The sequence below is a fragment of the Streptomyces chrestomyceticus JCM 4735 genome (genome assembly GCF_003865135.1).
Lineage (GTDB): Bacteria > Actinomycetota > Actinomycetes > Streptomycetales > Streptomycetaceae > Streptomyces > Streptomyces chrestomyceticus.
Genome location: NZ_BHZC01000001.1, coordinates 2,590,588 through 2,603,737, shown reverse-complemented (window position 1 = coordinate 2,603,737; position 13,150 = coordinate 2,590,588). Strand labels below are relative to the sequence as shown.

Sequence of the window (13,150 nt, the reverse complement as noted above, 5' to 3'; positions counted from 1 at the left end):
CCCGCCGTTCACCTGCGGTGATGCGGGCGCGCGGCGGTGGCCGGATCCGTCCACGTGCCGGACGGACCGGCCACGGCGGGCCGGGCGGCAGCACAATTGAGCCATGACGGGGTACGGGGCGGAGGACACGCGCGGCGCGGAAGGCGGGACGGGGGCGGGGCTGACGGACCCGGTGGCGGCGGGCGCGGGAGCCCGTACGGGCGGGCCCCGGGCCGCGGCGCCCGCCGGCCGCAAGGAGGGCGAGTGGGCCCGGCACTGGCAGTACGCCGAACTCCCCGGCCTGGACCTGCTGCGCGCCCGCTACGTACGGCACTCCTTCCCGCGCCACTCCCACGACGGCTACGTCCTGGGCGCCGTCACCGGCGGCGTCGAGCGGGTCGGACTGCCGGACGGCGTCACGGACGCCGGGCACGGCGGCATCATCATGATCAACCCCGAGGTGCCGCACACCGCGCAGGCCGGTGCGCCGGAGGGCTGGTCGTACTCCACGCTCTACCCCTCCGAACAGCTCGTCGCCGGTATCGCGGCCGAGACGACCGGCCTGACCGGCACCGCCGCGTTCACCGAGACCCTCGTGGACGACACCCTCGCCGTCCACCTCGTCAACGGCGTGCACCGCGCGGCCGAGGAAGGCAACGCGCTGGCCGCCGACAGCCTGCTGCGCATCGTGGTGGCCCGGCTGCTGCGGCGCCACGGCGGCCCGCTGCCGACCCGTACGCCCGCCACGGCGGGCGCCCGTACCGCCGAACACGCCAGAGCGCTCCTGGAGGCACGGCTGACCGCGCCACCGACCCTGGAGCAACTGGCCAGGGAACTGGGCACCGGCCCGTTCGCCCTGCTGCGCGCCTTCAAGAACGCGTACGGGATGCCGCCGCACGCCTGGCTCACGAACGCCCGCGTACGCCGGGCACGCCGGCTCCTGGAGGCCGGTTCGGCACCGGCGGAAGCCGCCGTCGCCGTCGGGTTCACCGACCAGCCCCATCTGAACCGGCACTTCACCCGGATCGTGGGGGTGCCGCCGGGCGCTTACCGGCGGGAGCGGGCGGGCGGCGCAAGAACGTACAAGACCGCGGGGGAGGGCGCTTCCTAGGGTCCGGAGCGTGGCACAGGAAACGCAGCGAGAACGAGATCAGCAGTCCCAACTGCCCCGAGAGATTCGTACGTCCGAAGAGTTCCGGGGGACCCGGAAAATTCGAGAAGCTCAAGAGCTTCATGAGCCTCAGGCACCACAGTCACGCCAGACCAAGCCGTCCTCCGCAGTCGTCAGGGACGCGCTCGGCGTCGGCGTCGCCGTCGGGCTGTCCGGCTTCGCCTTCGGGGTGACCGCGGTCGGCTCGGGCCTGTCGGTGCTGCAGACCTGTGCGCTGAGCCTGCTGGTCTTCACCGGCGCCTCACAGTTCGCGCTGGTCGGCGCGCTGGCCGCGGGCGGCAATCCCTTCACCGCCGCGGCCGGGGCGTTCTTCCTGGGCACCCGTAACGCGTTCTACGGGCTGCGGCTGTCCGGCCTCCTGGGACTCCGGGCCGCGGCCAAGCCGTTCGCCGCCCACTGGGTCATCGACGAGACCTCGGCCGTCGCCCTGACCCAGCCCGACCGGCGCAGCGCGCGCCTCGGGTTCGCGGTCACCGGGGTGACCCTGTACCTCCTGTGGAACCTCACCACGTTCGCCGGGGCCAGGGGCGCCGGGGCCCTGGGGGACCAGGCGGCCTGGGGCCTGGACGCAGCCGGCCCCGCGGTCTTCGTGGCGCTGCTGGCTCCCCTGCTGACCTCGACGGTGGAACGTTTCGCCGCGGGGCTCGCGGTAGTGCTGCTCCTGGTGACGCTGCCGCTCCTGCCGGCGGGCGTGCCGGTCCTGGTCGCGGCGCTCGCCGCACCGGCCGTCCTGTACGTGGAGGGGCGCCGGGCCCGTATACGTACCTCTGACGAGCCGGAAACCGGCGTGGACGTACACGTACGAGGGAACGGCGCGGGAGAGGCGGACGCACGATGAATGTCTGGATCGCGATCGGCGTCACCGCCGTGGGCTGCTACCTGGTGAAGTACCTCGGGCTCCTCGTACCGGCGGGTGCGCTGGAGAAGCCGCTGGTCAAGCGCCTCGCCGCCCTGCTGCCGGTGGCGCTGCTCGCCGCGCTCACCGCCCAGCAGACCTTCAGCGACGGGCACCACCTGCTGTTCGACGCCAAGGTGGCGGGCGTCGGTGCCGCGGTAATCGCGCTGCTGCTCCGCGCGCCGTTTCTGGTGGTGGTAGCGGTCGCGGTGGCGGTGACGGCGGGGGTGCGGGCGCTGGGCGGGTGAGGGCGGGAGGGTACGGGCGGTACGGGGCGCGTGAGGCGTGGTGCGCGAGGTGCTCAGCCCCGCACGACCGTCCCCTCCGCCACCCCCAGCCGCCGCGCCAGGCCCGCCGACGCTCGGAAGCAGTCATTCCGTTGAGTTCGCCGGAGTGCGCCCCGGCCCCGGCCGCACGGGTCACCGAACGATTCCGGTGTCCCCCGGGGCCCGGCGGCACCCGCTACCGGTCGATGAGACGCCCGTACGCGCGCAACGTCAGCAGCGCCTTGACCGTCACCATCGGACGGCCCTCCAGCGCCGTTCCCGGGGCCCACACGCGCCAGTTCACGGGCCAGCCGCCGTCCTCCCGCTGGAGGGCGGTCAGGTGGTCCAGCGCCCGGTCCGTCTCCGTGTCCGTGAACCAGCGGCGGGCGAGCGAGCCTGGTGTCGCCGCGTAGTCGTACGCGAAATGGTGCTCACCGGGCGCGTAGCCGTCGGGTACGGGGGCGTCCGCCGCCCGGTCCGGGTCCAGGAGGACCAGCCGCTGCTCACGCACCAGGGTGCCCAGGCGCCGCGCGGCCGCCTCGGCGCGCGGCCGGTCGGGTGCGCCGTCCAGGAAGGCGAGCGCCGCCTGCACCTCGTACGGATGGGTCCGCTCCAAGGACTCCACCGCCTGCCAGCAGAAGTCCGTGGCCCGGAAGAGCCAGGCGTGCCACACCTCGTTGCGGTGCAGCAGGCCCACGACGGGCCCGGTGGTCAGGAGGGCGCTCGGCGGGTCGGCGGGTACCGGAAGCCACGGCGCGGCCGGATAGCCGCGCAACTCGGGACGCACGGCCGGCAGCGCGCCCTCCGGGGTGGACACACTGGTCAGATAGCGGCAGATCCGCTCGGCCCGCTGCCCGCCGCAGCGCCCGATCAGGTCGAGGACGTACAGGGCGTGCGCGGTGTGCAGCGGCTGGCTTACCGGGCCGCGCAGGTCGGGCTCCAGGGCGTGCCCGTAACCGCCGTCGGGATTCGCGTACGCGGTGAGCGCGGCGTCGACACCGTCCGCGCTCCCTTCCAGGAAGTGGTACGCGAAACGGCGCTGTTCGAGCACCCGGGCAGTGAGCCAGATGAAACGCTCGGCACGTGCCAGTGAGGTCGGCTGTGGTGCTCCGTTTTCCGCCATGGACCGACGGTAGGGCCGTGCGCTCCGCCCGGCACCGGCGTGGACGCGGCTGCACTCTCAGGGGCGGGATACCGGACGTGTGCGGTTGACGGCCGGTCGGCGGAGGTCGGCCGCCCGGCGGTGTCGGACCCGGGCTCTACGCTGCGTACAGGAACGTCCTTCGTGTCGGCGCGGGAGTGCGCGGGACGAGATACGTGCAGGTCGAAGCGATTGTGGAGTGGGTTTCATGCGGTTGACGGTCTTCTGGGAGCGGATGGCGGAGCACTTCGGTGAGGCGTACGCCGACTCGTTCGCGCGCGATCATGTGATGTCCGGGCTCGGCGGGCGGACCGTGCACCAGGCGCTGGCGGACGGGTGGGAGGCCAAGGACGTGTGGCGGGTGGTCTGCGCGGCGATGGACGTGCCGTACGACAAGCGCTGACGGCCGCCACGGCTCCAGGGGCGGCGGGCCCGGGGACGGCCCGAGGGAGGCGGCAGGGGCCGCACGGAGGTATCGGGCGGCGCCGGGCGGCCGTGCCGAGCGGGGCAGGGCGGGAGTTGTCAGACGGGTGAGCGACACTGGGCCCGTGTCAGCGACCGAGAATCCCACCACCCCCGACGACCCGCGCCCCGGGGACGCCGCCCGGCGGATGCCGCGGTGGCTGCCCCGCGCCATGGTGCTGGCGCTCGCCCTCGTGGCCTGCTTCCAGCTCGCCAGTTGGGCGTTCCACCAGCTCATCTCGCTGCTGCTGAACGTGCTGATCGCCTTCTTCCTCGCCCTGGCCGTCGAGCCGGCCGTGGACTGGATGGCGGCCCGCGGGATGCGCCGGGGAGGCGCCACCGGGCTGGTCTTCCTCGGCATACTCGTCGGGACCGCGGGCTTCTTCGCGCTGCTCGGCTCGATGCTCGCGGGCCAGATCGCCACCATGGTCCAGGAGTTCCCGCAGTACCTGGACTCGGTGATCAGTTGGATCAACACCACCTTCCACACCCACCTCTCGCGGGTCGAGGTGCAGAACAATCTGCTGAAGTCCGACTGGCTGCAGAAGTACGTCCAGGACAGCGCCAACAACGTGCTCGCCGTCTCCGCGACCGTCCTGGGCAGCCTGTTCAACCTCCTGACCGTGGCGCTGTTCTCCTTCTACTTCGCCGCCGACGGCCCCCGGCTGCGCCGCGCCCTGTGCTCGGTCCTGCCGCCGTCCCGGCAGGCCGAGGTGCTGCGCGCCTGGGAGATCGCGGTCGCCAAGACCGGCGGGTACCTCTACTCCCGCGGCCTGATGGCACTGATCTCCGGCATCGCGCACTACGTCCTGCTGGAGATCCTGGGCGTGCCGTACGCACCGGCGCTCGGCATGTGGGTCGGGCTCGTCTCCCAGTTCATCCCGACCATCGGCACATACCTCGCCGGTGCGCTGCCGATCCTGATCGCCTTCACCGTCAATCCCTGGTACGCGCTGTGGGTCTTCGGGTTCGTCGTGGTCTACCAGCAGTTCGAGAACTATCTGCTCCAGCCGCGCATCACGGCCAAGACCGTGGACATCCACCCGGCCGTCGCCTTCGGGTCGGTGATCGCCGGTACGGCGCTGATGGGCGCGGTCGGCGCGCTGATCGCCATCCCGGCGACCGCCACGCTGCAGGCGTTCCTGGGGGCGTACGTGAAGCGGTACGAGGTCACGGACGACGTCCGGGTACGGGGCGGCGGCCGGCGCCGGCGTGCGACCTCGGCCCTGCGGCGGCTGCGCCGGTCCCTGCGCGACGAGCCGCCGGCCGCGCCGCTGGATGGCCGCGAAACCGGTGGGGACGGGGACAGGAGCGGTGACGAGGACGGTCGGGGCGGGCCCGGCGGGGGCGGGCCCGGCACCGGGGGCAAGGAGGGCTGAGCGGCCGGGTGACCGGTCCGGGGCGACCGGACCGGGCCCGGCGTGGTGCGCTTGACACTGAAATCGAACATCTATTCTTATGAGACGTCCGACCCGTGTTTCCGCCCGGAGTTCCCGGGAGTTATCCACAGGCCGGAGCCGGGTCCGGGCGCGTTGTCAGTGGCAGGCGTTAGCGTCATGGACGTGAAGCGATCGACTCAAGCAAACCGGGTGGAAGCCATGGCAGGCACTGACCGCGAGAAGGCGCTGGACGCCGCGCTCGCACAGATTGAACGGCAATTCGGCAAGGGCGCCGTGATGCGGATGGGCGAACGCCCGAACGAGCCCATCGAGGTCATCCCCACCGGGTCGACCGCACTCGATGTCGCGCTCGGCGTCGGCGGCATCCCGCGCGGCCGTGTGGTGGAGGTCTACGGCCCGGAGTCCTCCGGCAAGACGACCCTGACCCTGCACGCGGTGGCGAACGCGCAGAAGGCCGGCGGCTCCGTCGCCTTCATCGACGCCGAGCACGCGCTCGACCCCGAGTACGCCAAGAAGCTGGGCGTGGACACGGACGCGCTGATCCTGTCCCAGCCGGACAACGGCGAGCAGGCCCTGGAGATCACGGACATGCTGGTCCGCTCCGGCGCGCTCGACCTCATCGTGATCGACTCGGTCGCCGCGCTGGTGCCCCGGGCCGAGATCGAGGGTGAGATGGGCGACTCCCACGTGGGTCTCCAGGCCCGGCTGATGAGCCAGGCACTGCGGAAGATCACCAGCGCGCTCAACCAGTCCAAGACCACCGCGATCTTCATCAACCAGCTCCGCGAGAAGATCGGCGTGATGTTCGGCTCGCCGGAGACCACGACCGGTGGCCGCGCCCTGAAGTTCTACGCCTCGGTGCGGATCGACATCCGCCGTATCGAGACCCTCAAGGACGGCACCGAAGCGGTCGGCAACCGCACCCGCTGCAAGGTCGTCAAGAACAAGGTCGCCCCGCCCTTCAAGCAGGCCGAGTTCGACATCCTGTACGGCCAGGGCATCAGCCGCGAGGGCGGCCTGATCGACATGGGTGTGGAGCACGGCTTCATCCGCAAGTCCGGCGCCTGGTACACCTACGAGGGCGACCAGCTCGGCCAGGGCAAGGAGAACGCCCGCAACTTCCTCAAGGACAACCCCGACCTCGCCAACGAGGTGGAGAAGAAGATCAAGGAGAAGCTGGGCATCGGCGTCAAGCCGACGGAGCTGGCGGAGCCCGGCGCGGACGCGGCGGGCGCGGCGGCCGACGCGGAGGCTCCGGCCAAGTCCGTACCGGCACCGGCCGCCAAGGGCGCCAAGGGCACCAAGGCCGCCGCGGCCAAGAGCTAGTCCGTCGTGACGCGGCGAACGGAATGGCCCGACGGCCACGGCCACGGCCCCGGCGTGGAAGCCGGTCACGACGTGGGGCGTGACGACGACGGCCGGGGCGGGAGCGGCAGTGCTGCGGGCGGCGCCGAGAACCGTAGGAAACGCAAGGACGGCGGTGGTTCCTCCTCGTCGAGGGCCGAGGCGGGACCGCCGCGTACGCCCGAGGAGCAGGCGCGGGCCATCTGTCTGCGCCTGCTCACCGGGTCAGCGCGGACGCGCAAGCAGCTCGGGGACGCCCTGCGTGAGCGGGGCATCCCCGAGGACGCCGCCCAGGAGGTGCTGTCCCGCTTCGAGGAGGTGGGGCTGATCGACGACGCGAAGTTCGCCGGCGCCTGGGTGGAGTCCCGGCACCACGGCCGGGGGCTGGCCCGCCGGGCGCTCGCCCGCGAGCTGCGCACCAAGGGCGTCGACCCCGCGACGGTCGACGAAGCCCTCGGACAGCTCGACTCCGAGCAGGAGGAACGCACGGCCCGCGAACTGGTCGACCGCAAGCTGCGGACGACCCGGGGCCTGGACCGGGAGAAGCGGATACGGCGCCTCGCGGGAATGCTGGCCCGCAAGGGCTACCCGGAGGGCCTGGCCCTACGGGTGGTCCGGCAGGCGCTGGAGGAGGAGGGGGAAGATCCGGAACTGATGGAGTACCACTTGCCGGAGGCGTGAGCCGGTGGGGATGTGAGCCGATGGGGATGTGAGCCGATGGGGGCGTGGCCTGGTGGGGGTGTGATCCGGCGGGGACACGCGCCGGTGAGGGACGCGTGCTGGTGGGGACGTGGCTTGGCGGGGTGATGGCTCGGCGGGGGCGCGCTGGTGGGGGCGTGGCCTGGCGAGGGGGCGGCTTGGCCGGGGGATGGCACGGTGGGGCCTGAGGGCGAGGAGGGGTGGCTCGGTGAGAGGTGTGACTTCGTGGAGCGGTGGCTGCGGCGAGGGGTGAGGCCGTAGGTGTGCGGCCGGGGAGTGACAGCAGGCGTGGCGGGGCGAGGGGGCCGTCGGCTGCTGCCGGTCGGCCGTCGGCCGGGGGCGCGGACGCTCGCAGGCCGGGTGGCCATGCTGCGGGTGCGTGTTGCTACGTGCTGTGGGCCCGTGACCGTGCGGTTGTCTCGTTTGTCTCGTTCTCGGCAGGCTCAGCGCACAGTGCGGTGCCTCAGGGTGGGGTCTCCCGGGCCCCCGGCTAGGCCCTGTCGTCACATTCCCGCCTGCCGCGCGACTCTCCCAGCTACCGCTGGGAGGTGCCCCCACGCTGCGTTGCCGAAACGCCCGCGTAGCTCTGCCCTCAAGGCCCGAAGGACCAGGGGGTACCCCCATCGAGGGCGCTCCGGCGCCTGGCGATCGGCTCGGCTTCCGAAGGACGGATGAAGGAGCCGAGACGGAGCGCAGCGGGGTGCACCAGACGCCGCGCGGCCCGCCCTTCCGGCGGACAACGGGAATGTGACGACAGGACCTGGTGACGGTCGGTACGGCCTGCGACGTGCGGCCCGGCCCTGCGATGTGCGGTCCGGTCCCGCGACATTCCGTCCGGCCCGTTTACGGGCAGTCCGGCTTCCGGGGGAAAACCCCCCTCCGGCGCGGAGGCTGGCCGCAATGTGCTCTGCATGCTGTGGGCGGCAGAGTGCGGTGCATGATCTTCACTCGAATACGCCGTGGGTGGTCCGCCACTCCCGGCGTCCTCGTCCTGGGATGCGCCGCGGCCGTACTGGCCACGGGGACAGTGGCGACGACCACGGCGTCAGCGATGTCCGAGAGCCCGGGTCCGGGCAAGGGCACGGGCACGACGGCCGCACCCCCAACCCCAACCAGAACCGCCACGGCCGGACCCGACGCCGCCGAGCAGCGCTCGACCCCCGGTTCGGTCGTTTCCGTCACTCTCGTTGCCGACCTGGACGCGAAGGGGGTCGCGGACCGACTGGAGAAGGCCGGTATCGACGCGGCCCAGGTGCGTTACGGCGTACGCGCCCACCGCGTCGTCTACCGCACCCGCGGCCTCCGGGGCGAGCCCACCACGGCCAGTCAGTTGGTCGCCGTACCGAAGAACGGCGAGCGTGCTCTCCAGACCGTGTCCTGGCTGCACGGGACGACCGTGTACCGGGGCGACGTGGCCTCGGTGAACGAGCAGTCCACCGACCGGGCGGCGGCCCTGCTCTTCGCCTCGACCGGCCGGGCCGTCTCCGCGCCGGACTACCTGGGGCTGGGCGAGGGCCCCGGCATTCACCCGTACGGCCATCCGCGGGCGACCGTCACCGCCTCGGTCGACGCGCTGCGCGCGGCCCGGGCGTCCGTCCGGCGGGAGCAGCGGGTCCTCGACAGGAACGTACTGGTCAGCGGCTTCTCCCAGGGCGGGCCCGCGACCATGATGGTCGGCCGGGCCCTCCAGCGGGGCGCCGACCCGTACTTCCGGCTGGGGGCGCTCGCCCCGATCGCCGGGCCCTTCGACCTGAGCGGGTTCGAGGCCGCCGCGGCCGACGACGAGGTCGTCCGGTCGTCGCTCTACCTGGCGTACTTCGCGACCGCGTGGGACCGGATGTACGGCTTGTACGACACACCGGGGCAGGCGTTCCGTGCGCCGTACGACAAGACGGTGGAGTCCCTCTTCGACGGCGATCACCGGGCGTCGGAGATCGCGGCGGCGCTGCCGGCGACCTCGAAGGAACTGTTCACGCCGGAATTCCTCGACACGGTCCGCAGCCCGCGGGGGAAGCTGCGGCGAGAGCTGGAGGCATTGGACACCACCTGTGACTGGCGTCCGGAGGTGCCGGTGCATCTCTACCACGCCAAGGGCGACAAGGACGTGGCGTTCGAGAACGCGCGCCACTGCGCGCGGCAGCTTACCGCCAACGGGGCCGCCCACCGGCTCACGGACGTCGGGGACGTGGACCACAACGGGACGGTGCGCAAGGCCCTGCCGCTCGTGATCCGGCAGTCCGACGCCGCACCCTGAGACGCCGCACACCGAGACGCCGCACACCGAGACGCCGCACACCGAGACGCCGCATACCGAGACACCGCAGCACTTCGAGCCGCAGCACATCGAAACGCAGCACACCGAAACGCCGCGCACCGAGCCGACGGCGGGTCCGCCTCCGGGCGGACCCGCCGCCACCTCAGCCGTGGACGCGGGCGCGGACCGGAAGCCCCGCCGCCCGCCATGCCTGGAAGCCGCCCACCAGGTCGGTCGCCCGGTACAGGCCCAACTGCCGCAGGGAGGCGGCCGCGAGGCTCGACGCGTAGCCCTCGTTGCAGACGACGACCACCGCCAGGTCGTGACCGGTGGCTTCCGGGGCGCGGTGGGTGCCGGTGGGATCCAGGCGCCACTCCAGTTCGTTGCGTTCGACGATCAGCGCACCCGGGATGGTGCCGTCACGTTCGCGCAGCGCCGCGTAACGGATGTCGACCAGCAGCCCGCCGTCCCGCTGGACCGCCGCGGCCTGCTCGGGGGACACCCGGTCCAGTCCGGCGCGCGCCGCCTCCAGGAGCGCGTCGACGGCGCTCACCGCCAGTCCTCGGGCAGCTCGACCTCTTCGAGGCGCAGGACGGGACCGGTGCGGCTGTAGCGGCGCATCAGCGGCAGCGGCGGATAGTAGGCGTGCACCGAGACGGCGTGCGTGTCCTCGGAGAGGTTGAGCACCTGGTGGACGTGGTGCGGGCCGAAGGCGCGGCCGCGGCCGCCGGCCAGCTTCCGCTGCCGGTCCACGCCGTCCGCCAGTTCCAGCGTCTTCCAGCCCTCGGTGGGCAGTTGGGCGGCGAGCGACTGCTCGGTCAGCTCGCCCGAGGCGGCGGCGAACGCGCCGTGCGAGCCGCCGTGGTCGTGCCAGCCGGTGCCCGTACCGGGCGGCCAGCCGATCAGCCATGCCTCACTGCCGCCGGGACCGTCCAGACGGATCCAGGTCCGGCCTTCGGGGTCGAGGGGCAGCGAGGCGACGAGCGGGGCGTCGGCGGCGGTACGGCGGGCGAAGTCGAGGAGTTCGGCGGCGGTGGGGCCGCCGGTGGCGTCCGGACGCGGGCGCGCGGGGGTACGTACGTCGGGCACAGGAACCGTCCTGAGTGATCGCGAAGAGGCGCGCGACCAGCGGCGGACGCGGCGGCGCGCGGGGAAAGGGTGCGGATCAGCAGGACGGACGACACACACAGCCCGCGTAGCGGACCAGGTCCAGATGGACCCTCCGCCAGAAGCGCGAACCGTTCTCCGTCACGTTCCGGAGTCAAGCACGGGGCTTCCCGCAGGGTCAACCGCCGACCGGCGCACCGGAGTGTGCCAGGGGCGCACGCCGACCGGCGCGTCGAGGCTCGCGGGAGCGCTCACCGACCGGCCCCGCCCCCCGACCGGACCTCCGCTTCCGTCACGTCCCGGCCCGCGTCCCCAGCCATCTCCCGGTCAGTGCCCCGATCCGTGCCACGAGCCATGTCCCGGTCCGTGTCGCTGCCGGCCTGCGGGGACGCCGCTCCCTCGGCAGGCTCCGACGGCTCACCGTCCGGCCGCGCCGGATGCGCGAACGGCCCCTCCGGCCCCGTACCGTTCCCGTTCTCGGCCCTGGCCCGCTCCGCCCCCTCGAACGTCACCGCGGCCTCCACGCGCCCCGCGCCTCCCGGACCGCCCCCCGCCCCGTCTCCCGGGCCACTCCCCGCACCTCCGCCCCGTACCGCCTCCGCGCACGCGTACAGCTCCGCCGGCCGGACGCCCCCCATGGCCGCGACCAGATGCCCGTCCGGCCGTACGACCAGGACGGTGTGGGCGACCGCGCCCGGGTACGACTCGGCGACCAGCACCTCGGCGGGCATCGGCAGGGCGTCCACCGTCTTCGAGAGGCGCGGCATCAGACCGGCCGACTTCCAGTGCCGCCGGTCCCACACGCCCGTGCCGGGCGCCACCAGCACCACCAGCAGCCCCCGGCCCAGCCGGGTCCGCAGCGGTACCTGGGCGCCGTCCGGGGCCGTCACGGGGACGTCCGCGACCGGCGCGCCGACCTGCGTGCCCACCGTCATCGCGCACGACGGGTCGATGTCCGGGGCGAGCGGGGAGCGGGCGTACGCGGGGGCGCGCCGAGCGGCCCGCGCCCCAGGTGCCCGTCGGTGAGCATCGCCGTGTGCCCGCGGGCGGCCCCCGGCAGGACGGCCCGCCACCGGCCGCCCCGCTCACCGTCGCGCAGCAGCGGCAGGGCACGGTCGGCGGCGCGCAGCCGGGCCGTGACGGCGTCCCTGCGCTCGGCCTGGTAGCTGTCCAGCAGGGCCTCCGAAGCGCCCTGGTGCCAGGCCAGGGCCAGCTTCCAGGCGAGGTTCTCGGCGTCCCGCAGGCCCTCGTCCAAGCCCTGGGTGCCGAGCGCGCCGAGCAGGTGGGCGGCGTCGCCGGCGAGGAAGGCGCGGCCGCGCCGCCAGCGCCGGGCCAGCCGGTGGTGCACCGTGTGCACGCCGGTGTCGAGGAGTTCGTACGGCGGTACGGCGGGGACGTGCGGGCCGCCCCGCCCCCCGCCCTTCCTGCCGGAACCACGCACCGGCCCGGCACCCGCTCCCGCCCCCGAACCGGCCCGGTTCCCGGCCCCCGGCCCGACTCCGGCGTCGGCCCCCGCACCGACCCCAGCTCCCGACCCGGCCCCCACCCCCGCCTCCGCCGTCCACACCGCCAGCGAGTCGCGGATCCGGGCCACCAGCGCGTCCGGAGTGACCAGGTCGCGGCCGGGCGGCAGCAGCCAGTCCAGCCGCCACACCCCGCCGGGCAGCGGCCGGGCGGTCACCTCGCCGCCGGACCCGCCGCCGCCCTGCCGCGCGGGCGAACGGTGCAGCAACGCCTCGCCCGGCCAGGGAAGTTCCGTACGCAGCGCCGCCACCGCGTGCCGTTCGACCGCCGTACGCCCCGGGAAGCGGATCTCCAGCAGCTTGCGGACCGTCGAGCGCGGGCCGTCGCAGCCGACCAGGTAACTGGCGCGCCACCACGCGCCGTTGGCGCCTCGGGTGTGGGCGCTGACCCCGTACTCGTCCTGCCGCAGTTCGTCGAGCCGGCTGCCGGCGACGATATGGACGCCGGGCTGCGCCGCGAGCGCGGTGCGCAGCGCCCGGGTCAGCGCGTGCTGCGGCACGTGTACGGGAGAAACGGGAGCAGCAGAGGGAACAGGAGGAACGGGGGAAACGGGAGAAATGGGGGAGGTGGAGGAAACGGGGGCAGGCCCCCCCACCCCGAACTCCACCCGCTCCAGCAACCGCCTCCGCCGCACCGACCGCCAGGCCGTCCACCGGGTGCCCGCCGAGTCCAGGGCCGGGCCGCAGCCCAGCCGCTCCAGGAACGCGGTGGTGTCCGGCCGCAGGACGACGGTGCGGGCGGGCCGCGGATCGATCGCGCCGGGGGCTTCGTCCAGCACCACGCACGGGACGTCGAGGCGGGCGAGGGAGAGGGCGAGGGCGAGGCCGACGGGGCCGGCCCCGACGACGATCACCGGGTCCACGGCGTGGCTCCCCCGGTCCGCGGGTTCTTACGGGACGTACAGGAAC

At 73.6% G+C, this 13,150-nt stretch carries 14 protein-coding genes; 8 read left to right on the top strand and 6 right to left on the bottom strand.

The window, feature by feature from the left end; genetic code table 11:
- Nucleotides 1-103 precede the first annotated feature (103 nt).
- The 3 genes from EJG53_RS10600 (at nt 104) to EJG53_RS10590 (ending at nt 2,293) form a co-directional block, all read left to right on the top strand.
- Nucleotides 104-1,090 (top strand): AraC family transcriptional regulator, encoded by a 987-nt coding sequence (locus EJG53_RS10600; RefSeq protein ID WP_125044646.1) that lies wholly within the window; start codon nt 104-106, stop codon nt 1,088-1,090.
- Nucleotides 1,091-1,190: 100 nt separating this feature from the next.
- Nucleotides 1,191-1,988, top strand: a complete 798-nt coding sequence (locus EJG53_RS10595) for an AzlC family ABC transporter permease (protein WP_125049303.1) — start codon at nt 1,191-1,193, stop codon at nt 1,986-1,988.
- Nucleotides 1,985-2,293 (top strand): AzlD domain-containing protein, encoded by a 309-nt coding sequence (locus EJG53_RS10590; RefSeq protein WP_125044645.1) that lies wholly within the window; start codon nt 1,985-1,987, stop codon nt 2,291-2,293. The genes EJG53_RS10595 and EJG53_RS10590 overlap by 4 nt, the downstream gene beginning before the upstream one ends.
- A gap of 214 nt (nt 2,294-2,507) precedes the next feature.
- Here EJG53_RS10590 and EJG53_RS10585 read toward each other — a convergent pair whose 3' ends face one another.
- Nucleotides 2,508-3,434: a hypothetical protein gene (locus EJG53_RS10585; RefSeq protein ID WP_125044644.1), complete on the bottom strand. Its 927-nt coding sequence runs from the start codon at nt 3,432-3,434 to the stop codon at nt 2,508-2,510.
- A gap of 226 nt (nt 3,435-3,660) precedes the next feature.
- On the opposite strand from EJG53_RS10585, the gene EJG53_RS10580 reads away from it, so the two are divergent.
- The 5 genes from EJG53_RS10580 to EJG53_RS10560 all read left to right on the top strand — a co-directional run bounded on the left by EJG53_RS10580 (nt 3,661) and on the right by EJG53_RS10560 (nt 9,611).
- Complete coding sequence (locus EJG53_RS10580) at nt 3,661-3,855, top strand: DUF3046 domain-containing protein (RefSeq protein ID WP_031008196.1); 195 nt, start codon at nt 3,661-3,663, stop codon at nt 3,853-3,855.
- 145 nt (nt 3,856-4,000) lie between these two features.
- Nucleotides 4,001-5,293 carry an AI-2E family transporter gene (locus EJG53_RS10575; RefSeq protein ID WP_125044643.1) on the top strand — a complete coding sequence of 431 codons (1,293 nt, stop codon included), beginning with the start codon at nt 4,001-4,003 and terminating at the stop codon, nt 5,291-5,293.
- A gap of 219 nt (nt 5,294-5,512) precedes the next feature.
- Entirely contained in the window at nt 5,513-6,640 is a 1,128-nt protein-coding gene (gene recA / locus EJG53_RS10570; protein WP_125044642.1) for a recombinase RecA, read from the top strand.
- A 6-nt stretch (nt 6,641-6,646) separates the two neighbouring features.
- On the top strand, nt 6,647-7,339 hold the full coding sequence (gene recX, locus EJG53_RS10565) for a recombination regulator RecX (RefSeq protein ID WP_125044641.1): 693 nt from the start codon (nt 6,647-6,649) through the stop codon (nt 7,337-7,339).
- A 955-nt stretch (nt 7,340-8,294) separates the two neighbouring features.
- Nucleotides 8,295-9,611 (top strand): alpha/beta hydrolase, encoded by a 1,317-nt coding sequence (locus EJG53_RS10560; RefSeq protein ID WP_244955094.1) that lies wholly within the window; start codon nt 8,295-8,297, stop codon nt 9,609-9,611.
- A 163-nt stretch (nt 9,612-9,774) separates the two neighbouring features.
- Here EJG53_RS10560 and EJG53_RS10555 read toward each other — a convergent pair whose 3' ends face one another.
- The 5 genes from EJG53_RS10555 to EJG53_RS10545 form a co-directional block, all read right to left on the bottom strand.
- Nucleotides 9,775-10,164, bottom strand: coding sequence for a rhodanese-like domain-containing protein (locus tag EJG53_RS10555; RefSeq protein WP_125044640.1), 390 nt, complete (start codon nt 10,162-10,164; stop codon nt 9,775-9,777).
- Nucleotides 10,161-10,700 (bottom strand): cupin domain-containing protein, encoded by a 540-nt coding sequence (locus tag EJG53_RS10550; RefSeq protein ID WP_125044639.1) that lies wholly within the window; start codon nt 10,698-10,700, stop codon nt 10,161-10,163. The genes EJG53_RS10555 and EJG53_RS10550 overlap by 4 nt, the downstream gene beginning before the upstream one ends.
- 76 nt (nt 10,701-10,776) lie before the next feature.
- Nucleotides 10,777-10,863: a putative leader peptide gene (locus EJG53_RS43855; RefSeq protein ID WP_324607239.1), complete on the bottom strand. Its 87-nt coding sequence runs from the start codon at nt 10,861-10,863 to the stop codon at nt 10,777-10,779.
- Between the two features lie 106 nt (nt 10,864-10,969).
- On the bottom strand, nt 10,970-11,653 hold the full coding sequence (locus EJG53_RS42380; protein WP_244955093.1) for a hypothetical protein: 684 nt from the start codon (nt 11,651-11,653) through the stop codon (nt 10,970-10,972).
- Nucleotides 11,650-13,104 carry an FAD-dependent oxidoreductase gene (locus EJG53_RS10545; RefSeq protein WP_244955092.1) on the bottom strand — a complete coding sequence of 485 codons (1,455 nt, stop codon included), beginning with the start codon at nt 13,102-13,104 and terminating at the stop codon, nt 11,650-11,652. The genes EJG53_RS42380 and EJG53_RS10545 overlap by 4 nt, the downstream gene beginning before the upstream one ends.
- Nucleotides 13,105-13,150: the final 46 nt, after the last annotated feature.